The organism is Microbacterium yannicii PS01 (assembly GCF_000304335.1).
In the GTDB taxonomy this organism is placed as follows: Bacteria; Actinomycetota; Actinomycetes; order Actinomycetales; family Microbacteriaceae; genus Microbacterium; species Microbacterium yannicii_A.
The window spans coordinates 1-20,145 of sequence record NZ_CAJF01000030.1 but is presented as its reverse complement, the minus strand read 5'-3'; the positions used below and the strand labels follow the sequence as shown (position 1 = coordinate 20,145).

Genomic DNA, 20,145 nt, shown 5'->3' with positions numbered 1-20,145 from the left:
GCCGTAGCACTACCCGATCCGCACGCACCATCCATCCATCACTCATGTCTGAACACTTCTGGGGAAATGAAATGACATCCACACCGAAGGGCCGTCTGGGGCGGCTCATCGCCTCGGCCGGAGTCGTCGCACTCGCGACACTCGGCGCCATCAGCATCGCCGGGCCCGCCTCGGCGACCGACACCACCGGCCCGAACATCGACAAGAACGTGAAGGGGAGTGTGACGATCCACAAGTTCGAGCAGCCGCACCCCGCCAGCGGCCTTCCGAACAACGGCACGCTGGTTCCGCAGGGCGACATCACTGCGAAGGGCCTCAAGCCGATCGCCGGCGTCGTCTTCTCGGTCACGCCGGTCACGGGCATCGACCTGACGACCAACAAGGGCTGGGAGGATGCCGAGAAGGCGGCCAAGGCGCTCAGCCAGAACGGCACGCTGCCTGGCGGCCTCGGAACCGCGACCAATCTGACGGCGACCGACGCGAACGGCGTGGCCGTCGCCTCACAGCTGTCGCTCGGCCTGTACCTCGTGCAGGAAGTGTCGGGTCCCGCGAACATCGTCTCGCCCGCCGCGCCGTTCCTCGTGACCGTGCCGCTGCCCAACGTCGGCGAGAAGGCCGGCTGGAACTACGACATCCACGTCTACCCGAAGAACGCTGTTGCGAGCGCGCCGACCAAGGCCGTCGACGACTCCAAGGCGTACGCACTCGGCGACCAGGTGTCGTGGACGGTCTCGGCCACCGTGCCGGCCTTCGCCGCGGCATCCGACCTGAAGAGCTACGTCCTCACCGACACGCTCGACGCGCGTCTGGGCTACGTGTCGGCAACCGTCTCGCTCGGCGGCACCGCGCTCACGTCCGCTGACGTCACGATCTCGGAGGCCGCCAACAAGGTCACCGCGACGTTCACTGCCTCCGGTCTCGCAAAGCTGGCCGCTGCTCCCGGCGGCTCGGTCACGCTCGTGATCACCACCAAGGTGAACGAGGTCGGTGACGGCGTCATCAAGAACACCGCCTTCGTGAACATCAACGGCAACGAGTACAAGACCAACGAGGTGCAGACCACCTGGGCGAAGCTGAACATCGTCAAGAAGGACAGCGCCACCAAGGACGCCCTCGCAGGCGCTGTGTTCGAGGTCTACACGTCCGAGACCGGTGGCACCCCGCTGGCCTTCGCTCCTGACAGCAAGACCGCCTTCACCACCGGTGCCGACGGAACGGTGACGATCCCGGGTCTCAAGACCGGTGTCACCTACTGGCTGCAGGAGAAGACGGCGCCCAACGGCTACTACGGCATCGAGAAGCGCATCGCGGTCGAGATCACCAAGACTGCCGGTGCCCAGGTCGAGAAGGTCGTCGAGAACACGAAGATCCCCGCGTACGCGCTGCCCCTCACCGGTGGCGACGGCGCGCTGATGTTCGGCATCGGCGGAGGCGCGCTGCTGCTCGTCGCTGCGGGCGCCGCCATCATGATCACCCGTCGTCGGACCGCTCCGGTCCGCGCCTGAACCGCCGGGGCGGCACACGCCGCCCCGGCCACCAGCCCCGTGGCGGGAGAGGGACCCGACTCCCGCTCCCGTCACGGGCTCACCCTCATCACTCGCACTGTCAGGAGATGTCGTGACCCTCACCGCACCGCCCCTCGAGCCGAATGCCGTCACGCGGCGTTCGGTGCGTCGTGAGCGCACGCGGTGGCGGCTGTCGGGCCTCGCGCTCGTCGTCGCGGTCATCGGCCTCGTGGGCGTGCTCGTCCTGACCTATCCGGCAGCCGCCGGGTGGTTCTCGCAGTACGAGCAGTCGCAGATGATCGACGACTACTCCGAAGAAGTCCAGGAGATCGGCCCCGACAACCTGGCGGCCGAGCTCGAGCGGGCGCGGCAGTACAACTCAGAGCTCATCGGCGGCGCCGAGGTGGCCGCGAACGAGCGGGTTCCGGTCGCCGAGGGCGCCACAGCCGACAACGAATACGCCTCTCTTCTCTCCGCCGACGACCAAGGTCTGATGGCGCGACTGCGCGTTCCGGCCGCCGGCATCGACCTGCCGATCTATCACGGCACCACGGAGGAGACGCTGCAGAAGGGCGTCGGGCACCTCGAGGGCACGGCTCTGCCGGTCGGCGGCGACGATACGCACGCGGTGCTGACCGCTCACCGCGGCCTCGCCTCGTCCACCCTCTTCACGAACCTCGACCAGGTCGCGGAGGGCGACGAGTTCACCATCGAGGTGTTCGGCGAGGTGATCACCTACCGGGTCGTCAGCACCCAGGTGGTCGCGCCCGAAGACACCGAGACGCTGTACCCGAGCGCGGGGCAGGACCTCGTCACCCTCGTGACCTGCACCCCCCTCGGCGTGAACAGCCACCGCATCCTGGTGACCGGCGAGCGGCTGCTGCCGACGCCCCCCGAGCAGGTCGCCGATGCCGGACTGACGCCCGATATCCCGGGCTTCCCGTGGTGGGTCTTCCCCGTCGCCGGAGCAGTCGCCGTCCTCGGACTGTTCGTGTGGTTCGCCGGGCGCCCCCCGCGGACCCGAAGCGACCCGTCGGTCCTCCCCGCGAACGGGCGACCGACCCCCTGAACCCCTCGAGAGGGCGAGGGCCCCCCAAGGCTCGCCCTCTCGAGGCCTCCCTGGCCGCAGCCTTCCGCCTGCGCGGCGGCCGCGGCATCCGTCGCCGGCGCAGCCGTGCCTGGGAAGCCGCCGAGCATACGCGCCGCGCGACACGCCCGAGTTTGCGACACGCCCGGGCTGCACGTAGACTAGGGAAGTTCCACATTCCGGCGCCCCTTTCGGCGTGCACCGGATCACTGCCAGGGCAGTGCATAGGCGGCGCGAAAGCGCAGAGTCCTAGGCCGCGGGCAGCAGAACCACCACATCTCGAATCCTTCCATTCCGGAGCGCTGCTCCGCGTGCGGTCGGAGGACGGATGCCGGGAGCGGCGCTTCGGCGCGGCCTCCGGATTGACATCAGAACAGCGGTGCAGCAACGCACTGCGCAGCAGTGCAGAAGTGCCATGGCGCCTAGCGCCACCGTGCGTCCAATGCCCTCGGGGGAGCCCCGGGACGGTATGACGCGAGAAAGAGAGTGAGCAGACAATGGCGGGACAGAAGATCCGCATTCGCCTGAAGTCGTACGACCACGAGATCATCGACTCGTCGGCGCGCAAGATCGTCGACACCGTGACCCGTGCCGGTGCGACGGTCGTGGGCCCCGTGCCCCTTCCGACGGAGAAGAACGTGATCCCCGTGATCCGTTCCCCCCACAAGTACAAGGACAGCCGCGAGCACTTCGAGATGCGCACCCACAAGCGTCTGATCGACATCGTCGACCCGACGCCCAAGGCAGTCGACTCGCTCATGCGTCTCGACCTCCCGGCCGATGTGAACATCGAGATCAAGCTCTGAGGTTCGACATGGCTGACATCAACAACAAGGTTTCCAAGGGCCTGCTCGGCACCAAGCTCGGCATGACTCAGGTCTGGGACGAGAACGGCAAGCTCGTTCCCGTCACCGTCATCGAGATCGCCCCGAACGTGGTCACCCAGGTTCGCACGCCCGAGAAGGACGGCTACAACGCCGTGCAGATCGCGTACGGGCAGATCGACCCCCGCAAGGTGAACAAGCCCCTCACGGCGCACTTCGACGCCGCGGGCGTCACCCCGCGCCGTCACCTCACCGAGGTCCGCACGGCGGACGCTGCTGACTACTCACTCGGTCAGGAGCTCACGGTGGACGGCACGTTCGAGTCCGGCCAGCTGGTCGACGTGGTCGGCACCAGCAAGGGCAAGGGCACCGCGGGTGTCATGAAGCGTCACAACTTCAAGGGCGTCTCCGCTTCGCACGGTGCGCACCGCAACCACCGCAAGCCGGGCTCGATCGGCGCCTCGTCGACCCCGAGCCGCGTCTTCAAGGGCATGCGCATGGCCGGCCGTATGGGTGGCGAGCGCGTGACCGTCCTCAACCTCACGGTGCACGCCGTCGACGCCGAGAAGGGTCTGCTGCTCGTCAAGGGCGCCGTCCCCGGTGCTCGTGGCCGCATCGTCTACGTCCGCAACGCAGTGAAGGGTGCCTGATCTCATGGCTGACTCGACTCTCGCGCTCGACGTCGTGAAGGCAGACGGCACGGCGGCTGGTTCGATCCAGCTCCCGGCTTCGATCTTCGACGTCAAGACGAACATCCCCCTCATCCACCAGGTCGTCGTCGCGCAGCTCGCGGCGGCTCGCCAGGGCACCCACTCGACCAAGCGTCGCGGTGAGGTCTCGGGCGCCGGCCGCAAGCCCTTCAAGCAGAAGGGCACCGGTAACGCCCGTCAGGGCTCGATCCGCGCGCCGCACATGACCGGCGGTGGCATCGTGCACGGCCCCAAGCCGCGCGACTACTCCCAGCGCACCCCGAAGAAGATGATCGCCGCCGCCCTGCTGGGCGCGCTCAGCGACCGTGCTCGTGGCGAGCGTCTTCACGTCGTCGAGTCCTTCGGCATCGAGGGCGCGCCCTCGACCAAGGCCGCGTCGGCCGTGCTGACCGCACTCGGTGCGATCAAGAACGTCCTGGTCGTCATCGACCGCGACGACGAGCTCACCACGCTGAGCGTCCGCAACCTCGCGTACGTTCACGTGCTGTACTCCGACCAGCTGAACGCCTACGACGTCATCGTCTCCGACGACATCGTCTTCACCCAGGCCGCCTACGACGCGTTCGTCGCGTCGAAGTCCGGCGTCACCCAGGAGGTCTCGGCATGAGCAGCATCGCCGTTAACAAGGACCCGCGCGACATCATCCTGAAGCCGGTCGTCTCCGAGAAGAGCTACGGTCTGATCGACGAGGGCAAGTACACGTTCCTCGTGGACCCGCGCGCCTCGAAGACCGAGATCAAGCTCGCGATCGAGAAGATCTTCGGCGTCAAGGTGGCCGCGGTCAACACGATCAACCGCGTCGGCAAGGCGCGCCGCACCCGCTTCGGCACCGGCAAGCGCAAGGACACCAAGCGCGCCATCGTGACCCTGAAGTCGGGCACCATCGACATCTTCACGGCAGTCGGCTGACGGTCGGGATAGAGGACTAGAGATATGGCTATTCGCAAGTACAAGCCCACGACCCCGGGTCGCCGCGGCTCGTCGGTGGCCGACTTCGCCGAGATCACCCGATCGACGCCTGAGAAGTCGCTCCTCCGCCCGCTGAGCAAGACCGGTGGCCGCAACAACCAGGGCCGCATCACGACGCGTCACATCGGTGGTGGCCACAAGCGCCAGTACCGCGTGATCGACTTCCGTCGCAACGACAAGGACGGCGTCAACGCGAAGGTCGCACACATCGAGTACGACCCCAACCGCACCGCGCGCATCGCGCTCCTGCACTACTTCGACGGCGAGAAGCGCTACATCCTCGCGCCGAACAAGCTGTCGCAGGGCGACATCGTCGAGTCGGGCGCCTCGGCCGACATCAAGCCGGGCAACAACCTGCCGCTGAAGAACATCCCCACCGGTACCGTGATCCACGCGATCGAGCTCCGCCCCGGCGGCGGTGCCAAGCTGGCTCGTTCGGCCGGCACCTCGGTGCGACTCGTCGCCAAGGACGGCCCCTACGCCCAGCTGCGTCTGCCCTCGGGCGAGATCCGCAACGTCGACGCGCGCTGCCGCGCGACCGTCGGCGAGGTCGGCAACGCCGAGCAGTCGAACATCAACTGGGGCAAGGCCGGTCGCAACCGCTGGAAGGGCATCCGCCCGACCGTCCGCGGTGTCGCGATGAACCCCGTCGACCACCCCCACGGTGGTGGCGAGGGCAAGACCTCCGGTGGTCGTCACCCTGTTTCGCCGTGGGGCCAGTCCGAAGGACGGACCCGTCACGCGAACAAGGAAAGCGACAAGTACATCGTTCGCCGTCGCAATGCCGGCAAGAAGCGCAAGTAGGAGTAGAGGAAGATGCCTCGTAGCCTTAAGAAGGGCCCCTTCGTCGACGAGCACCTGCTTCGCAAGGTCGTCGTCCAGAACGAAGCCGGTTCCAAGAACGTCATCAAGACCTGGTCGCGCCGTTCGATGATCGTCCCGGCCATGCTCGGCCACACGATCGCCGTGCACGACGGTCGCAAGCACATCCCTGTGTTCGTGACCGAGACCATGGTCGGCCACAAGCTGGGCGAGTTCGCGCCCACCCGCACCTTCCGCGGCCACGTGAAGGACGACAAGAAGGGCCGTCGCCGCTAAGGCGACGCAAGAGGAGAGAGAAATGGTGGAGTCCATCGCACGCGTGCGACACATCCGCGTGACCCCTCAGAAGGCTCGTCGTGTCGTCGCGCTCATCAAGGGCAAGCAGGCCGAGGAGGCCCTGGCCATCCTCAAGTTCGCGCCGCAGGGTGCGAGCGAGCCGATCTACAAGCTCGTCGCCTCGGCGATCGCGAACGCTCGCGTGAAGGCCGACAAGGACAGCGAGTTCCTGGACGAGCAGGACCTGTACGTGAAGAACGCGTACGTGGACGAGGGCACGACGCTCAAGCGTTTCCAGCCCCGCGCCCAGGGTCGTGCTTTCCAGATCAAGAAGCGCACGAGCCACATCACGGTCGTGCTCTCGACGCCCGAGGTCGCTGATGCTTCGACAAGCTCGGCAGCCCCCGGTACCAAGACCAAGAAGGCGAGCAAGTAATGGGACAGAAGGTAAACCCGTACGGCTTCCGCCTCGGCATCACCACGGACCACGTGTCGCGTTGGTTCTCCGACTCCACGAAGCCGGGACAGCGCTACGCCGACTACGTGGCCGAGGACATCAAGATCCGTCGCCTGCTGACGACCTCGCTCGACCGCGCGGGCGTCAGCAACATCGAGATCGAGCGCACGCGTGACCGTGTCCGCGTCGACATCCACACCGCCCGTCCGGGCATCGTGATCGGTCGCCGCGGCGCCGAGGCCGAGCGCATCCGCGCCGACCTCGAGAAGCTCACCGGCAAGCAGATCCAGCTGAACATCCTCGAGGTCAAGAACCCCGAGGCCGACGCTCAGCTCGTCGCGCAGGGCATCGCCGAGCAGCTCACTGCTCGCGTGGCGTTCCGTCGCGCGATGCGCAAGGGTCTGCAGGGTGCTCAGCGGGCCGGCGCCAAGGGCGTCCGCGTCCAGGTCTCCGGCCGCCTCGGCGGCGCCGAGATGAGCCGCTCGGAGTTCTACCGCGAGGGTCGTGTGCCGCTGCACACGCTGCGCGCGAACATCGACTACGGCTTCTACGAGGCGAAGACCACCTTCGGCCGCATCGGCGTGAAGGTCTGGATCTACAAGGGCGACCTCACCAACAAGGAGCTCGCGCGCGAGCAGGCGAACCAGAAGCCGGCGCGTGAGCGCGGTGACCGTCGCGGTCCGCGCGGCGATCGCCGCAACGAGGCCCCCGTGGCAGAAGGAGCGTCGGCGTAATGCTCATCCCCCGCAAGGTCAAGTACCGCAAGCAGCACCACCCGGGTCGCAGCGGCCAGGCCACCGGCGGCACGAAGGTCTCCTTCGGCGAGTTCGGCATCCAGGCGCTCACGCCCGCGTACGTGACGAACCGTCAGATCGAGTCCGCTCGTATCGCGATGACCCGTCACATCAAGCGTGGCGGCAAGGTGTGGATCAACATCTACCCCGACCGTCCGCTCACCAAGAAGCCGGCCGAGACCCGCATGGGTTCCGGTAAGGGTTCCCCCGAGTGGTGGGTCGCAAACGTCAAGCCGGGTCGCGTCCTCTTCGAGGTCGCCGGTGTCAACGAGGAGCTCGCTCGCGAGGCCCTGACCCGTGCCATCCACAAGCTGCCTCTCAAGGCACGCATCATCAAGCGCGAGGAGGGCGACGCGTAATGGCGATCGGCACCAAGACGCTCGCCCCGAGCGAGCTCGACACGTTCGAAGACCAGCGCCTGGTCGAGGAGCTGCGCAAGGCCAAGGAAGAGCTGTTCAACCTGCGCTTCCAGTCGGCCACCGGCCAGCTCGAGAGCCACGGCCGCATCCGTGCGGTCAAGCGCGACATCGCGCGTCTCTACACCGTCATCCGTGAGCGTGAGCTCGGCATCCGTGCCACTCCCGCTCCCGTGGAGACGGCGACCAAGGCGAAGAAGACGAAGGCCAAGAAGGCGGATGCCGCTGACGAGGCTACGAAGGAAGAGGCCGAGTAATGGCTGAGACCAAGAAGAAGGCCGCCGAGGCCGAGGTCGTCGCGCAGGCTGCGGGCCACGAGTCCGCCGCGCACGATGTGCGCGACGTCGACGCCCGCGGATACCGTAAGGCCCGCCGCGGCTACGTCGTCAGCGACAAGATGGACAAGACGATCGTCGTCGAGGTCGAGGACCGCGTGAAGCACCCCCTCTACGGCAAGGTCATCCGTCGCACCTCGAAGGTCAAGGCGCACGATGAGGGCAACACTGCCGGCATCGGCGACCTCGTCGTCATCAACGAGACCCGCCCGCTGAGCGCCACCAAGCGCTGGCGCCTGGTCGAGATCCTCGAGAAGGCCAAGTAAGCCTCGCGGCTCACTTGGAACCCAAGGAGTAAGAAGTGATTCAGAACGAATCCCGCCTCAAGGTCGCCGACAACACCGGCGCCAAGGAGCTGCTCACGATCCGTGTGCTCGGTGGCTCGAGCCGGCGCTACGCCGGCGTGGGCGACATCATCGTCGCCACGGTCAAGGACGCGATCCCCGGCGGCAACGTCAAGAAGGGCGACGTGGTCAAGGCCGTCGTCGTCCGCACAGTCAAGTCGACCCGTCGTCCCGACGGCTCGTACATCAAGTTCGACGAGAACGCCGCCGTCATCCTGAAGAGCGACGGGGAGCCCCGCGGCACCCGCATCTTCGGACCGGTCGGTCGTGAGCTTCGCGACAAGAAGTTCATGAAGATCGTCTCGCTGGCCCCGGAGGTCATCTGATCATGGCGAAGATCAAGAAGGGCGACCTGGTTCAGGTCATCTCGGGCGCCAAGCCCGAGCGCGGCGGCGACCGCGGCAAGCAGGGCAAGGTCCTCGAGGTCCTCGCTGAGCAGAACCGTGTCATCGTCGAGGGCGTGAACTTCGTCACCAAGCACAACCGCGTCGGCCAGAGCCAGCGCGGCACCAAGACGGGCGGCATCGAGACGATGGAAGCCCCGATCCACATCTCCAACGTCGCCGTCGTCGACCCCTCGACCAAGAAGCCGACCCGTGTCGGTCACCGCGTCGAGGAGCAGACGAAGGATGGCGTGAAGCGCACGGTCCGCGTGCGCTACGCGAAGAAGTCAGGCAAGGACCTCTGAATATGAGCACCGCCACTGCCGCGGTGGCTGGCAAGATCCAGCCCCGCCTGAAGCAGAAGTACAACGCCGAGATCAAGAAGGCCATGCAGGACGAGTTCGGCTACCCGAACGTCATGCAGATCCCCGGCCTCGTCAAGGTCGTCGTGAACACCGGTGTCGGCGAGGCAGCTCGCGACAGCAAGGTGATCGATGGCGCGGTCGACGACCTCACCAAGATCACGGGTCAGAAGCCCGTCGTCACCAAGGCCCGCAAGTCGATCGCGCAGTTCAAGCTGCGCGAAGGACAGGCCATCGGCGCGCACGTCACCCTCCGCGGCGACCGCGCGTGGGAGTTCGTGGACCGCCTGGTCAACCTCGCCCTGCCCCGCATCCGCGACTTCCGCGGTCTGTCGGCCAAGCAGTTCGACGGTCACGGCAACTACACCTTCGGTCTCCAGGAGCAGTCCGTGTTCCACGAGATCAACCAGGACAAGATCGACCGCGTCCGCGGTTTCGACATCACGGTCGTCACGACCGCGAAGACGGATGCCGAGGGTCGTGCGCTGCTGCGCCACCTGGGCTTCCCCTTCCGCAACGAGGACCAGCAGGCCTGACGCTTCGACGGGCTCAGCGACCATTCGGTCACTGAGCCTGCCGAAGGGGCATCACAACTGAACATCGTCGTCTGGAAGGTCGTCTGTCGTGTAACGGCAGCCGAAACCTCCTGAACAAAGGAACCCACACATGACAATGACAGACCCGGTCGCAGACATGCTGACCCGTCTGCGCAACGCGAACTCGGCGCACCACGACTCCGTGTCGCTGCCGAGCTCCAAGCTCAAGACCCACATCGCCGAGATCCTCCAGCGGGAGGGCTACATCTCCGGCTGGGAGGTCAGCGACGCGCGCGTCGGCCAGACCCTCACGCTGACCCTCAAGTACGGCCCGAACCGCGAGCGGTCGATCGCCGGCATCAAGCGCGTGTCGAAGCCCGGCCTCCGCGTCTACGCGAAGTCCACCGAGATCCCGCGCGTCCTCGGCGGCCTCGGTGTCGCCATCCTGTCCACCTCCTCCGGTCTTCTCACGGACCGCCAGGCCGAGCAGAAGGGCGTGGGTGGGGAAGTCCTCGCCTACGTGTGGTGATCTGACATGTCGCGAATCGGTCGTCTTCCGATCGACATCCCCGCCGGTGTGACCGTCACGGTCGAAGGCCAGGATGTCGCCGTCAAGGGCCCCAAGGGCGAGCTCGCGCTCACCGTGGCCCGTCCCCTCGAAGTCAAGGTCGAAGAGGGCCAGGTCATCGTGACCCGTCCCGACGACGAGCGCGAGTCGCGTTCGCTCCACGGCCTGACCCGCACGCTCATCAACAACAACATCATCGGGGTCACCCAGGGCTACACCAAGGGCCTCGAGGTCGTCGGCACGGGTTACCGCGTGGCGCAGAAGGGCAGCTCGGTCGAGTTCGCCCTCGGCTTCTCGCACCCCGTCCTGGTCGAGCCGCCCGCCGGGATCACCTTCACGGTCGAGGGCAACAACAGGCTCACCGTGAGCGGCATCGACAAGCAGGCCGTCGGCGAGGCGGCTGCGAACATCCGCAAGATCCGCAAGCCCGAGCCGTACAAGGGCAAGGGTGTGCGCTACGCCGGCGAGGTCGTCCGGCGCAAGGCCGGAAAGAGTGGTAAGTAACCATGGCTGTTAAGACGAAGACCGACGCCCGCGCGCGTCGTCACGCCCGCCTTCGCAAGAAGGTCGTCGGCACCACCGAGCGTCCGCGCCTGGTCGTCACCCGCTCGGCACGTCACGTGTTCGTCCAGATCGTCGACGACAGCAAGGGCCACACGCTGGCCTCGGCGTCGACGCTCGAGACCGACCTGCGCGTGTCCGACGACGACAAGACCGCCAAGGCCCGCAAGGTCGGCGAGCTGCTCGCCGAGCGCGCGAAGGCTGCCGGCGTGTCTGCCGTCGTGTTCGACCGTGGTGGCAACCGCTACGCGGGTCGTGTCGCCGCGATCGCCGAAGGCGCCCGCGAGGGAGGTCTGAACCTGTGAGCGAGAACAAGGAGAACATCGTGACCGAGCAGGCTGCTGCCGAGGCTCCGGCCGAGGCCGCTACCGCCACCGCTACGGCGCCCGCCGAGCGCGAGCCGCGTCGCGGCGGTCGCGAGCGCAACCCCAACCGCGAGCGCGGGGGCCGCGATCGCAACGAGAGCCAGTTCCTCGAGCGCGTCGTCACCATCAACCGCGTCTCGAAGGTCGTCAAGGGCGGTCGTCGCTTCAGCTTCACCGCGCTCGTCGTCGTCGGCGACGGCAACGGTGTGGTCGGCGTCGGCTACGGCAAGGCCCGTGAGGTCCCCCTGGCGATCTCGAAGGGTGTCGAAGAGGCCAAGCGGAACTTCTTCCGCGTGCCCCGCGTCGGCTCGACCATCCCGCACCCGGTGCAGGGTGAGGCCGCTGCCGGTGTGGTGCTGCTGCGCCCCGCCGCTGCCGGTACCGGTGTCATCGCCGGTGGCCCGGTGCGTGCCGTCCTCGAGTGCGCCGGAATCCACGACGTGCTGTCGAAGTCGCTCGGCTCGTCGAACACGATCAACATCGTCCACGCGACGGTGGAGGCCCTGAAGCAGCTCGAGGAGCCCCGTGCGGTCGCCGCACGTCGCGGTCTCGAGTTCGACCAGGTCGCCCCGCCCGTCTCGTCCGTGCCGAGGCTGAGGCCGCGGCCGCTGCGAAGGCAGGTGTCTGATGGCTGCGCGTCTGAAGGTCACGCAGGTCAAGTCCAAGGTGAGCGAGAAGCAGAACCAGCGTGACACGCTGCGTTCGCTGGGTCTGAAGCGGATCGGCGACTCCGTCGTCCGTCCCGACGACGCGCAGACGCGCGGTTACGTCCGGACCGTCGCGCACCTCGTGAAGGTTGAGGAGATCGACTGATGGCTGAGAAGGCCGAGAAGAACGAGGCCGTCGAGGCGGAGGCGAAGGCCCCCAAGAAGACTGCCGCCAAGAAGGCGGACGCCCCCAAGAAGGCTGCCGCTGCCGACAAGCCGGCTGCCGAGAAGAAGGCTCCTGCGAAGAAGGCTGCTCCGAAGGCCGACGCCCCGGCGTCGCGCCCCGGCGTGCTGAAGGTGCACCACCTGCGTCCGGTCCCGGGCTCGAACACCGCCAAGACCCGTGTCGGTCGCGGTGAGGGCTCGAAGGGCAAGACCGCGGGCCGTGGTACCAAGGGCACGAAGGCCCGCTACCAGGTCAAGGTCGGCTTCGAGGGTGGGCAGATGCCGCTGCACATGCGCACCCCGAAGCTCCGTGGCTTCAAGAACCCGTTCCGCGTCGAGTACCAGGTCGTGAACCTGGACAAGCTCGCGGAGCTGTACCCGGCCGGTGGCGAGGTCACCGTGAGCGACCTGGTCGCCAAGGGTGCGGTGCGCAAGAACGAGAAGGTCAAGGTGCTCGGCACCGGCGACATCTCGGTCAAGCTCGACGTGGCGGTCGACAAGGTCTCGGGTTCTGCCGAGCAGAAGATCGTCGCCGCGGGCGGCACCGTCAAGTAAGCGGTCATCAGTGGGGGTCGGAGCTTGCTCCGACCCCCACTGGGTTACCCTGGACGTTGGCACGTCGCCGTGCGTGCCGGCATCCCCTCTGGAGGAGTCCTCTTGTTCAGCGCCATCGCGCGGGTCTTCCGCACTCCCGACCTTCGGCGGAAGATCGGCTTCACCCTGGCGATCATCGCCCTGTACCGGCTCGGCGCCCACGTCCCGGCACCGTTCGTCGACTTCCCGAACGTCCAGTCGTGTCTGGACCAGTCGGCCGGCACAGACGGTCTGCTGGGGCTGGTCAACCTCTTCTCGGGCGGCGCGCTGCTGCAGCTGTCGATCTTCGCGCTCGGCGTCATGCCGTACATCACCGCGACGATCATCGTGCAGCTTCTGCGCGTGGTCATCCCGCACTTCGAGACCCTCTACAAGGAGGGTCAGGCGGGTCAGGCCCGGCTGACGCAGTACACGCGCTACCTCACGATCGCGCTCGCGCTGCTGCAGTCGACGACGCTGGTCACCGTCGCGCGCAGCGGTCAGCTCTTCGGCACCACCGGTATTCCCGAGTGCGAGCAGCTCCTCACGAACGACGTGTGGTGGGCGCAGCTCCTCATGATCATCACGATGACCGCCGGTACCGGCCTCATCATGTGGTTCGCCGAGCTGGTCACCGAGCGCGGCATCGGCAACGGCATGTCGCTCCTCATCTTCACCTCGATCGCTGCGACCTTCCCGGCGGCGATGGGCGCCATCTGGGCGTCGCGCGGCTTCGAGGTCTTCCTGCTGGTGCTCGCCGTCGGCATCGTGGTCGTCGCGCTGGTGGTGTTCGTCGAACAGTCGCAGCGGCGCATCCCGGTGCAGTACGCCAAGCGCATGGTCGGCCGCCGCACGTACGGCGGCACGAACACCTACATTCCGATCAAGGTCAACATGGCCGGCGTCGTCCCCGTCATCTTCGCCTCGTCGCTGCTGTACATCCCCGCGCTCATCGCGCAGTTCAACACGCAGCCGAACGCCGACAACGAGATCCCCGGCTGGGTGCAGTGGATCCAGACGTACTTCACCAACGGCGACAGCCCGATCTACATGCTGGTGTACTTCCTGCTGATCGTCGGCTTCACCTACTTCTACGTCGCGATCACCTTCAACCCGGTCGAGGTCGCCGACAACATGAAGAAGTACGGCGGTTTCATCCCGGGCATCCGTGCCGGTCGTCCCACCGCCGAGTACCTCGACTACGTGCTCACGCGCATCACGCTGCCGGGCTCGCTCTACCTGGGTCTCATCGCTCTCATCCCGCTCATCGCCCTGGCGACGGTCGGCGCCAACCAGAACTTCCCGTTCGGTGGAGCCTCGATCCTGATCATCGTCGGCGTCGGCCTCGAGACGGTGAAGCAGATCGACGCGCAGCTGCAGCAGCGACACTACGAAGGGCTCCTCCGATGACCACTCGTCTTCTCATCGTCGGCCCGCAGGGTTCGGGCAAGGGCACGCAGGGTGTCCGCATCGCCGAGGCCTTCGGCATCCCCGCCATCTCCACCGGCGATGTCTTCCGCGGGGCTGTCGCAGACGGCTCGCCGCTGGGGCAGCAGGTCAAGGCCATCATCGAGTCGGGCAACCTCGTTCCCGACGAGCTGACCAGCGCCGTCGTCCGCGACCGGCTCTCGCAGGCGGATGCCGCGGAGGGATTCCTCCTCGACGGCTTCCCCCGCAACATCGCGCAGGTCGCGAGCTTGGACGACTTCCTCGAGGGGCGCGACGAGTCGCTCGACGCCGTCATCGAGCTGGACGTGCCCCGCGATGAGAGCATCGCCCGCCTGTCGCAGCGCGCGGCCGAGCAGGGCCGCACCGACGACACCGAAGAGGTCATCGCGAACCGCCTCGCCATCTACGAGCGCGAGACCGCGCCGATCCTCGACGTGTACCGCACCCGCGGCATCGTCGACCGGATCGACGGCGTCGGCGGGCTCGACGAGATCACCGAGCGCATCGTCGCGGCGCTCGAGGCGCGCGGGCTCCTGCGCCCCGCCGCGGCCTGACCGTGTCGCTGCGCCGCTCCATCTACAAGTCCCCCGCCCAGCTGCGGGCGATGGTGGAACCGGGACTGATCACCGCCGCCGCCCTGGATGCGGTGCGCGAGATGATCGCTCCGGGTGTGACGACGGGCGAGCTGGATGCCGCGGCATCCGCTCTCATCACCGCCCGGGGCGCGAAGTCGAACTTCCAGATGGTGCGCGGGTATCGCCACACCATCTGCGCGTCGGTCAACGAGCAGGTCGTGCACGGCATCCCGGGAGACCGGGCGCTCGAACCCGGCGACATCCTCTCGATCGATGCCGGTGCCGAGTACAAGGGCTGGAACGGGGACTCGGCGTTCACCTTCGTCGTGCCCGACCCGGCGCGACCCGAGGTCGTCGCCGAGCGCCAGCACCTCTCGGACGTCACCGCGGGGTCGCTCTGGGCCGGCATCGCGTCACTCGCGACCGCGAAGCACCTCGGCGAGATCGGCGCCGCGATCCAGGAGCACATCGAGACGCACTCCCCGGAGACGGGGACGTACGGGATCCTGCGCGAGTACGTCGGTCACGGCATCGGCCGCAAGATGCACGAGTCGCCGTCGGTGTTCAACTACCGCGTCTCGGACCCGGGGCCCGAGGTTCGCCCCGGTCTCGTGCTCGCGATCGAGCCGATGGTCGTCATCGGCGACCAGGCCACCTATGTCGAGGACGATGGCTGGACGGTCTCGACGATCGACGGTACGGCCGGCTCTCACTGGGAACATAGCGTCGCGGTGCATGATGGCGGTATCTGGGTGCTGACGGCACCCGATGGTGGCGCGGCGGGGCTGGCGCCCTTCGGTGTGACCCCGCAAGAGATCTCATAGTTCGAGGAGCCGAGATGGCACAGCAGGGTTCGCGCAAGATCAACTGGTTCGCGATCTGGGTGAGTGTCGCGGTGGTCGTGGCGCTCGTCCTGGTGTCGGTCCTCGTGGTGACGCTGAACAACAGGTCCGAAGAGCCCGACCCGGTGAACACCCCGTCCGCGGCGAACATCGACACCGAGACCGGCGCGATCGTCGTCGGCACCGGCGAGAACCGCCTCGACACCTACATCGATTTCATGTGCCCGATCTGCAACCAGTTCGAGCAGGTGTACGGCGCCGAGATCGAGAGCCTGGTCGAGGACGGCAGCATCACGCTCGGCGTGCACCCGATCTCGATCCTCGACCGCGAGTCGGAGGGTACGGAGTTCTCGACGCGCGCGGCCAACGCGGCGTACTGCGTCGCCTCGGTCGACGGCGAGGCCATTCTGCCCTTCCTGCAGGCGATGTTCGCGAACCAGCCGCAGGAGCGCACGCCGGGCCTCACCGACGAGCAGATCCTCGAGGTCGCCGCATCGGTGGGCGTCACCGGCATCGAGTCGTGCCAGAGCGAGGGCACCTACCGGGGCTTCGTGGCCGCGATGACCGAGAGGACGCCGTCGCAGCCTGGCTCGCAGGGCATCGGCACCCCCACCGTCGCCGTCAACGGCGAGGTCATCGCCAACTCCCAGCTGCCCGAGCCCGGCCAGCTCATGTCGCTCTTCGAGTGACCGGAGGCGGCATGCGCGACTCGGTTTGCCGAGGCCTGCGCTATCACGTATGATTGATCTTTGGTGCGTTGCGCCTATATCGGCGTGTCGCCGCACCAATCCCATCCACCCCGCAGACCGGCCGGTCTGCAAAGGAGCGTTAGCGAGTATATGGCGAAGAAAGACGGTGTCATCGAGATCGAAGGCGTGATCTCCGAGGCGCTGCCCAACGCGATGTTCCGCGTTGAGCTGAGCAACGGACACAAGGTGCTCGCCACCATCTCGGGCAAGATGCGGCAGAACTACATCCGCATCATTCCGGAGGACCGCGTGGTCGTGGAGCTCAGCCCCTACGACCTGACCCGCGGCCGTATCGTCTACCGCTACCGCTAGACCGGTCGAGAAGTAACACCCCAGGCGCTCCCGCCTGCCCGGTGAAGACAGCGAAGCAGGAAAATCATGAAGGTCAATCCCTCCGTCAAGCCCATCTGCGACCACTGCAAGGTCATCCGCCGCCACGGCCGCGTCATGGTGATCTGCAAGAGCAACCCGCGCCACAAGCAGCGCCAGGGCTGATCAGGTCGAAGGCTGACGGATGCCGCGGACCGCGGCATCCCCAAGCTCACAATCGAACACAATCTCACAACTGAAGACAGACACGGCAGCATCAGAACCCGCGTGAGCGGGGGACACCTCGGGCGGAGGCCCGGGCACCGATGCTGCTCCACACCTCCACTCACTCCTTAGGAGAACCGCATGGCACGTCTTGCCGGCGTAGACATCCCGCGCGACAAGCGCGTGGTGATCGCCCTCACGTACATCTACGGCGTTGGCCGTACCCGCTCGAACGAGATCCTCACTGCGACGGAGATCGACGAGAACATCCGCGTCAAGGACCTCAGCGACGACCAGCTCGTTGCGCTCCGCGACTACATCGAGGCCAACTACAAGGTCGAGGGTGACCTCCGCCGCGAGGTGACCGCCGACATCCGCCGCAAGGTCGAGATCGGCTCCTACGAGGGTATCCGCCACCGTCGCGGCCTCCCGGTGCGCGGTCAGCGCACCAAGACGAATGCGCGCACCCGCAAGGGTCCGAAGCGCACCGTCGCCGGCAAGAAGAAGGCGCGCTAGGCCTCCGCCGGCGCCCCAGGATTTTAGGGAGAACGCAACATGGCACAGGCCAAGTCCGCTGCGCGCAAGCCGCGTCGCAAGGAGAAGAAGAACATCAGCGTGGGCCAGGCCCACATCAAGTCGACGTTCAACAACACGATCGTCTCGATCACCGACCCGTCGGGCGCCGTCATCAGCTGGGCGTCGTCGGGTGGCGTGGGCTTCAAGGGCTCGCGCAAGTCGACGCCGTACGCCGCCGGCATGGCCGCGGAGTCCGCTGCCCGCCAGGCGCAGGAGCACGGCGTCAAGAAGGTCGACGTCTTCGTGAAGGGTCCGGGTTCGGGCCGCGAGACCGCGATCCGCTCGCTGACCGCCGCCGGCCTGGAGGTCGGCTCGATCCAGGACGTCACGCCCCAGGCTCACAACGGCTGCCGTCCGCCGAAGCGCCGCCGCGTCTGATCTCTCGCCCTTCGGCAGGCTCGGGGATTCCCTGCGCCTGCCGGAGGGCCACCACCGTTTCCGGATGCCTCTGCCCGAGGCATCCCTCGAGTAAAACTCAACACCTCACTCTCACCGCACGTGTCATATAGCGGGCACGTGATCGAAAGGAACACATAGTGCTCATCGCACAGCGTCCCACTCTGACCGAGGAGAAGGTCGGGGAGTTCCGCAGCCGTTTCGTCATCGAGCCGCTGGAGCCCGGCTTCGGCTACACGATCGGCAACGCGCTGCGTCGCAGCCTCCTGTCGTCCATCCCCGGCGCAGCCGTGACGTCGATCCGCATCGACGGCGTCCTCCACGAGTTCAGCACCATTCCCGGTGTCAAGGAGGATGTCACCGAGATCATCCTCAACATCAAGCAGCTGGTCGTCTCCAGCGAGCGCGACGAGCCCATCACCGCCTACCTGCGCAAGACCGGCTCCGGTGAGGTCACCGCCGCCGACATCTCCGCTCCGGCGGGCGTCGAGGTGCACAACCCCGAGCTGGTCATCGCGACCCTGAACGACACCGCGAAGTTCGAGCTCGAGCTGACCATCGAGCGTGGCCGTGGTTACGTGTCGGCGACGCAGAACCGCAACGAGTACGCCGAGGCGGGTCAGATCCCGATCGACTCGATCTACTCGCCCGTTCTGAAGGTGTCGTACCGCGTCGAGGCCACCCGTGCCGGTGAGCGCACCGACTTCGACAAGCTCATCCTCGACGTCGAGACCAAGTCGTCGATGGCTCCGCGTGACGCCGTCGCGTCGGCCGGCCGCACCCTGACCGAGCTGTTCGGTCTGGCGCGCGAGCTGAACGTCGAGGCCGAGGGCATCGAGATCGGCCCCGCGCCGGTCGAGACCGTCCTGTCGAACGAGCTGTCGATGCCGATCGAGGACCTCGACCTGTCGGTGCGCTCGTACAACTGCCTCAAGCGCGAGGGCATCAACACCGTGTCGGAGCTCGTCGCCCTCTCGGAGACGCAGCTCATGAACATCCGCAACTTCGGTCAGAAGTCGGTCGACGAGGTGCGCGACAAGCTCATCTCGCTCGGTCTGTCGCTGAAGGACTCGGTTCCCGGGTTCGACGGCGCGCACTTCTACGGCGGCTACGACGACGAGACCGTCTGATCGGATGCCTCTGCCCGAGGCATCCGTTTCATAACCGACTTCTTCCCACTGGAGTAATTGAGAATGCCCAAGCCCACCAAGGGTCCCCGCCTCGGAGGCGGCCCCGCCCACGAGCGCCTGCTGCTTGCGAACCTCGCCGCGGCCCTCTTCACGCACAAGTCGATCAAGACGACCGAGACCAAGGCCAAGCGCCTGCGTCCGCTCGCCGAGCGCCTGATCACGTTCGCCAAGCGCGGCGACCTGCACGCGCGTCGTCGTGTGCTGGGGATCATCGGCGACAAGTCCGTCGTGCACGAGCTCTTCACCGAGATCGCGCCGCTCGTCGCCGACCGTGAGGGCGGCTACACTCGCATCACGAAGGTCGGCAACCGCAAGGGCGACAACGCCCCCATGGCCGTGATCGAGCTCGTCCTCGAGCCCGTCACCAAGAAGCCGTCCGCCAAGAAGGCTGCGAAGGCGGATGCCGCCGCCCCCGCTGCGTCGGCTACCGACGCTGACGAGACCGCTGCAGAGGAGTCGACCGTGACTGAAGAGCAGACCCAGGACTCGACTCCGGACGAGTCGGCTACCGAAGCCGGCGCCGAGTCGCCGGAAGAGGGCGAGGCCGCCGAGGCCGCTGCCGAGGACGCCGTCGAGGCGCCCGCCGAGGAGAAGTCCGAGTAATCGGTCGGCCGGGCGTCGCAGCCCGGCCCGTCGGAGCCTCGTGCTCCGACCACCCTTGCACCGCGAGACCCGCGGCCCTTCGGGGCTGCGGGTCTTGCTGCGTTCTGTGGGTGGGGCGCGGGGTGCGGATCTCAGTAACCGCGGGCTGGGGGTGGGTCGCGGCGTAGTTTCGTGGTCCGTGGTCCGTGGTCCGTGGTCCGTGGTCCGTGGTCCGTGGTCCGTGGTCCGTGGGCCCGGGTGCGCGGACACCCGTGGACGAACAAAGGAGATGGCAGAAGCGGGAGGACGGATCGGGGCGAAAGCTCCTCCGTTTTCGCTCATCTCCTCCGGTCTTGCGACGGGCCGGTGGCCTAGGGGGTGAGGTCGATGCCAGGCGCGGAGGGCCCGTGAACGATCGGAGGAGATGGCAGAAGCGGGAGGACGGATCGGGGCGAAAGCTCCTCCGTTCTCGCTCATCTCCTCCGCTTATGAC

At 67.0% G+C, this 20,145-nt stretch carries 31 protein-coding genes and 1 pseudogene; all 32 read left to right on the top strand.

Annotated elements, in window-relative coordinates; translation table 11 throughout:
* Window positions 1–71 precede the first annotated feature (71 nt).
* The 32 genes and pseudogenes from WYM_RS20450 (at window position 72) to rplQ (ending at window position 19,673) form a co-directional block, all read left to right on the top strand.
* On the top strand, window positions 72–1,505 hold the full coding sequence (locus tag WYM_RS20450) for a SpaH/EbpB family LPXTG-anchored major pilin (protein WP_019181731.1): 1,434 nt from the start codon (window positions 72–74) through the stop codon (window positions 1,503–1,505).
* A 112-nt stretch (window positions 1,506–1,617) separates the two neighbouring features.
* The gene (locus WYM_RS15350) at window positions 1,618–2,574 is read left to right on the top strand and encodes a class C sortase (protein ID WP_019181730.1); all 957 of its coding nucleotides are present in this window, start codon (window positions 1,618–1,620) and stop codon (window positions 2,572–2,574) included.
* Between the two features lie 515 nt (window positions 2,575–3,089).
* Window positions 3,090–3,398 (top strand): 30S ribosomal protein S10, encoded by a 309-nt coding sequence (rpsJ, locus tag WYM_RS15345; RefSeq protein WP_019181729.1) that lies wholly within the window; start codon window positions 3,090–3,092, stop codon window positions 3,396–3,398.
* A gap of 8 nt (window positions 3,399–3,406) precedes the next feature.
* Complete coding sequence (rplC, locus tag WYM_RS15340; protein WP_019181728.1) at window positions 3,407–4,066, top strand: 50S ribosomal protein L3; 660 nt, start codon at window positions 3,407–3,409, stop codon at window positions 4,064–4,066.
* Window positions 4,067–4,070: 4 nt separating this feature from the next.
* On the top strand, window positions 4,071–4,733 hold the full coding sequence (rplD, locus tag WYM_RS15335) for a 50S ribosomal protein L4 (protein ID WP_026059852.1): 663 nt from the start codon (window positions 4,071–4,073) through the stop codon (window positions 4,731–4,733).
* Window positions 4,730–5,035 (top strand): 50S ribosomal protein L23, encoded by a 306-nt coding sequence (gene rplW / locus WYM_RS15330; RefSeq protein WP_019181726.1) that lies wholly within the window; start codon window positions 4,730–4,732, stop codon window positions 5,033–5,035. Before rplD ends, rplW begins: the two co-directional genes overlap by 4 nt.
* Window positions 5,036–5,059: 24 nt before the next feature.
* The gene (gene rplB / locus WYM_RS15325; protein ID WP_019181725.1) at window positions 5,060–5,899 is read left to right on the top strand and encodes a 50S ribosomal protein L2; all 840 of its coding nucleotides are present in this window, start codon (window positions 5,060–5,062) and stop codon (window positions 5,897–5,899) included.
* 12 nt (window positions 5,900–5,911) lie between these two features.
* Complete coding sequence (rpsS, locus tag WYM_RS15320) at window positions 5,912–6,193, top strand: 30S ribosomal protein S19 (protein ID WP_019181724.1); 282 nt, start codon at window positions 5,912–5,914, stop codon at window positions 6,191–6,193.
* Window positions 6,194–6,215: 22 nt separating this feature from the next.
* Window positions 6,216–6,629: a 50S ribosomal protein L22 gene (gene rplV, locus WYM_RS15315; protein ID WP_019181723.1), complete on the top strand. Its 414-nt coding sequence runs from the start codon at window positions 6,216–6,218 to the stop codon at window positions 6,627–6,629.
* Window positions 6,629–7,384, top strand: a complete 756-nt coding sequence (rpsC, locus tag WYM_RS15310) for a 30S ribosomal protein S3 (RefSeq protein ID WP_019181722.1) — start codon at window positions 6,629–6,631, stop codon at window positions 7,382–7,384. Before rplV ends, rpsC begins: the two co-directional genes overlap by 1 nt.
* On the top strand, window positions 7,384–7,803 hold the full coding sequence (gene rplP / locus WYM_RS15305) for a 50S ribosomal protein L16 (RefSeq protein ID WP_018171451.1): 420 nt from the start codon (window positions 7,384–7,386) through the stop codon (window positions 7,801–7,803). Before rpsC ends, rplP begins: the two co-directional genes overlap by 1 nt.
* Entirely contained in the window at window positions 7,803–8,117 is a 315-nt protein-coding gene (rpmC, locus tag WYM_RS15300; protein WP_019181721.1) for a 50S ribosomal protein L29, read from the top strand. The genes rplP and rpmC overlap by 1 nt, the downstream gene beginning before the upstream one ends.
* Window positions 8,117–8,461, top strand: a complete 345-nt coding sequence (gene rpsQ, locus WYM_RS22415; protein ID WP_019181720.1) for a 30S ribosomal protein S17 — start codon at window positions 8,117–8,119, stop codon at window positions 8,459–8,461. Before rpmC ends, rpsQ begins: the two co-directional genes overlap by 1 nt.
* Before the next feature lie 35 nt (window positions 8,462–8,496).
* Entirely contained in the window at window positions 8,497–8,865 is a 369-nt protein-coding gene (rplN, locus tag WYM_RS15290) for a 50S ribosomal protein L14 (protein ID WP_019181719.1), read from the top strand.
* Between the two features lie 2 nt (window positions 8,866–8,867).
* A complete protein-coding gene (gene rplX, locus WYM_RS15285; RefSeq protein ID WP_019181718.1) occupies window positions 8,868–9,227 on the top strand; it encodes a 50S ribosomal protein L24 in 360 nt (119 codons plus the stop codon).
* Window positions 9,228–9,229: 2 nt separating this feature from the next.
* On the top strand, window positions 9,230–9,820 hold the full coding sequence (gene rplE, locus WYM_RS15280) for a 50S ribosomal protein L5 (RefSeq protein ID WP_019181717.1): 591 nt from the start codon (window positions 9,230–9,232) through the stop codon (window positions 9,818–9,820).
* 130 nt (window positions 9,821–9,950) lie between these two features.
* Window positions 9,951–10,349 (top strand): 30S ribosomal protein S8, encoded by a 399-nt coding sequence (gene rpsH, locus WYM_RS15275; RefSeq protein ID WP_019181716.1) that lies wholly within the window; start codon window positions 9,951–9,953, stop codon window positions 10,347–10,349.
* Between the two features lie 6 nt (window positions 10,350–10,355).
* Entirely contained in the window at window positions 10,356–10,892 is a 537-nt protein-coding gene (rplF, locus tag WYM_RS15270; RefSeq protein ID WP_019181715.1) for a 50S ribosomal protein L6, read from the top strand.
* Window positions 10,893–10,894: 2 nt separating this feature from the next.
* Window positions 10,895–11,254: a 50S ribosomal protein L18 gene (rplR, locus tag WYM_RS15265; RefSeq protein ID WP_019181714.1), complete on the top strand. Its 360-nt coding sequence runs from the start codon at window positions 10,895–10,897 to the stop codon at window positions 11,252–11,254.
* Window positions 11,251–11,942, top strand: a pseudogene (rpsE, locus tag WYM_RS15260) (30S ribosomal protein S5). Before rplR ends, rpsE begins: the two are co-directional and overlap by 4 nt.
* Window positions 11,942–12,127, top strand: coding sequence for a 50S ribosomal protein L30 (gene rpmD, locus WYM_RS15255; RefSeq protein WP_018171461.1), 186 nt, complete (start codon window positions 11,942–11,944; stop codon window positions 12,125–12,127). The pseudogene rpsE and the gene rpmD overlap by 1 nt, the downstream one beginning before the upstream one ends.
* Window positions 12,127–12,741 (top strand): 50S ribosomal protein L15, encoded by a 615-nt coding sequence (gene rplO / locus WYM_RS15250; RefSeq protein ID WP_019181712.1) that lies wholly within the window; start codon window positions 12,127–12,129, stop codon window positions 12,739–12,741. The genes rpmD and rplO overlap by 1 nt, the downstream gene beginning before the upstream one ends.
* A 102-nt stretch (window positions 12,742–12,843) precedes the next feature.
* Window positions 12,844–14,169, top strand: coding sequence for a preprotein translocase subunit SecY (gene secY / locus WYM_RS15245; RefSeq protein ID WP_019181711.1), 1,326 nt, complete (start codon window positions 12,844–12,846; stop codon window positions 14,167–14,169).
* Window positions 14,166–14,762, top strand: a complete 597-nt coding sequence (locus tag WYM_RS15240) for an adenylate kinase (protein ID WP_019181710.1) — start codon at window positions 14,166–14,168, stop codon at window positions 14,760–14,762. Before secY ends, WYM_RS15240 begins: the two co-directional genes overlap by 4 nt.
* A gap of 2 nt (window positions 14,763–14,764) precedes the next feature.
* Window positions 14,765–15,607: a type I methionyl aminopeptidase gene (gene map, locus WYM_RS15235; RefSeq protein WP_019181709.1), complete on the top strand. Its 843-nt coding sequence runs from the start codon at window positions 14,765–14,767 to the stop codon at window positions 15,605–15,607.
* A gap of 14 nt (window positions 15,608–15,621) precedes the next feature.
* The gene (locus tag WYM_RS15230) at window positions 15,622–16,314 is read left to right on the top strand and encodes a DsbA family protein (RefSeq protein ID WP_019181708.1); all 693 of its coding nucleotides are present in this window, start codon (window positions 15,622–15,624) and stop codon (window positions 16,312–16,314) included.
* A 150-nt stretch (window positions 16,315–16,464) separates the two neighbouring features.
* The gene (infA, locus tag WYM_RS15225) at window positions 16,465–16,686 is read left to right on the top strand and encodes a translation initiation factor IF-1 (RefSeq protein ID WP_017201569.1); all 222 of its coding nucleotides are present in this window, start codon (window positions 16,465–16,467) and stop codon (window positions 16,684–16,686) included.
* Window positions 16,687–16,752: 66 nt separating this feature from the next.
* Entirely contained in the window at window positions 16,753–16,869 is a 117-nt protein-coding gene (rpmJ, locus tag WYM_RS15220; RefSeq protein WP_005050492.1) for a 50S ribosomal protein L36, read from the top strand.
* 180 nt (window positions 16,870–17,049) lie between these two features.
* On the top strand, window positions 17,050–17,424 hold the full coding sequence (gene rpsM, locus WYM_RS15215; RefSeq protein WP_019181707.1) for a 30S ribosomal protein S13: 375 nt from the start codon (window positions 17,050–17,052) through the stop codon (window positions 17,422–17,424).
* Between the two features lie 39 nt (window positions 17,425–17,463).
* The gene (gene rpsK, locus WYM_RS15210) at window positions 17,464–17,862 is read left to right on the top strand and encodes a 30S ribosomal protein S11 (protein WP_019181706.1); all 399 of its coding nucleotides are present in this window, start codon (window positions 17,464–17,466) and stop codon (window positions 17,860–17,862) included.
* A 158-nt stretch (window positions 17,863–18,020) separates the two neighbouring features.
* Entirely contained in the window at window positions 18,021–19,010 is a 990-nt protein-coding gene (locus tag WYM_RS15205; RefSeq protein ID WP_019181705.1) for a DNA-directed RNA polymerase subunit alpha, read from the top strand.
* Between the two features lie 63 nt (window positions 19,011–19,073).
* Complete coding sequence (gene rplQ, locus WYM_RS15200; protein ID WP_019181704.1) at window positions 19,074–19,673, top strand: 50S ribosomal protein L17; 600 nt, start codon at window positions 19,074–19,076, stop codon at window positions 19,671–19,673.
* The last annotated feature ends 472 nt before the right edge of the window (window positions 19,674–20,145 follow it).

Coding starts and splice junctions, on each gene's coding strand:
- rplX (WP_019181718.1), top strand. CDS start 8,868: ATGGCGAAGATCAAGAAGGGCGACCTGGTTCAGGTCATCTCGGGCGCC.
- WYM_RS20450 (WP_019181731.1), top strand. CDS start 72: ATGACATCCACACCGAAGGGCCGTCTGGGGCGGCTCATCGCCTCGGCC.
- rplF (WP_019181715.1), top strand. CDS start 10,356: ATGTCGCGAATCGGTCGTCTTCCGATCGACATCCCCGCCGGTGTGACC.
- WYM_RS15240 (WP_019181710.1), top strand. CDS start 14,166: ATGACCACTCGTCTTCTCATCGTCGGCCCGCAGGGTTCGGGCAAGGGC.
- rpsH (WP_019181716.1), top strand. CDS start 9,951: ATGACAATGACAGACCCGGTCGCAGACATGCTGACCCGTCTGCGCAAC.
- rplD (WP_026059852.1), top strand. CDS start 4,071: ATGGCTGACTCGACTCTCGCGCTCGACGTCGTGAAGGCAGACGGCACG.
- rplO (WP_019181712.1), top strand. CDS start 12,127: ATGGCTGAGAAGGCCGAGAAGAACGAGGCCGTCGAGGCGGAGGCGAAG.
- rplP (WP_018171451.1), top strand. CDS start 7,384: ATGCTCATCCCCCGCAAGGTCAAGTACCGCAAGCAGCACCACCCGGGT.
- infA (WP_017201569.1), top strand. CDS start 16,465: ATGGCGAAGAAAGACGGTGTCATCGAGATCGAAGGCGTGATCTCCGAG.
- rplC (WP_019181728.1), top strand. CDS start 3,407: ATGGCTGACATCAACAACAAGGTTTCCAAGGGCCTGCTCGGCACCAAG.
- rpmC (WP_019181721.1), top strand. CDS start 7,803: ATGGCGATCGGCACCAAGACGCTCGCCCCGAGCGAGCTCGACACGTTC.
- rpsQ (WP_019181720.1), top strand. CDS start 8,117: ATGGCTGAGACCAAGAAGAAGGCCGCCGAGGCCGAGGTCGTCGCGCAG.
- rpsK (WP_019181706.1), top strand. CDS start 17,464: ATGGCACAGGCCAAGTCCGCTGCGCGCAAGCCGCGTCGCAAGGAGAAG.
- rplB (WP_019181725.1), top strand. CDS start 5,060: ATGGCTATTCGCAAGTACAAGCCCACGACCCCGGGTCGCCGCGGCTCG.
- rplW (WP_019181726.1), top strand. CDS start 4,730: ATGAGCAGCATCGCCGTTAACAAGGACCCGCGCGACATCATCCTGAAG.
- rplV (WP_019181723.1), top strand. CDS start 6,216: ATGGTGGAGTCCATCGCACGCGTGCGACACATCCGCGTGACCCCTCAG.
- rpsS (WP_019181724.1), top strand. CDS start 5,912: ATGCCTCGTAGCCTTAAGAAGGGCCCCTTCGTCGACGAGCACCTGCTT.
- WYM_RS15230 (WP_019181708.1), top strand. CDS start 15,622: ATGGCACAGCAGGGTTCGCGCAAGATCAACTGGTTCGCGATCTGGGTG.
- rplR (WP_019181714.1), top strand. CDS start 10,895: ATGGCTGTTAAGACGAAGACCGACGCCCGCGCGCGTCGTCACGCCCGC.
- rpmD (WP_018171461.1), top strand. CDS start 11,942: ATGGCTGCGCGTCTGAAGGTCACGCAGGTCAAGTCCAAGGTGAGCGAG.
- rplQ (WP_019181704.1), top strand. CDS start 19,074: ATGCCCAAGCCCACCAAGGGTCCCCGCCTCGGAGGCGGCCCCGCCCAC.
- rpmJ (WP_005050492.1), top strand. CDS start 16,753: ATGAAGGTCAATCCCTCCGTCAAGCCCATCTGCGACCACTGCAAGGTC.
- rplE (WP_019181717.1), top strand. CDS start 9,230: ATGAGCACCGCCACTGCCGCGGTGGCTGGCAAGATCCAGCCCCGCCTG.
- rpsC (WP_019181722.1), top strand. CDS start 6,629: ATGGGACAGAAGGTAAACCCGTACGGCTTCCGCCTCGGCATCACCACG.
- rpsJ (WP_019181729.1), top strand. CDS start 3,090: ATGGCGGGACAGAAGATCCGCATTCGCCTGAAGTCGTACGACCACGAG.
- rpsM (WP_019181707.1), top strand. CDS start 17,050: ATGGCACGTCTTGCCGGCGTAGACATCCCGCGCGACAAGCGCGTGGTG.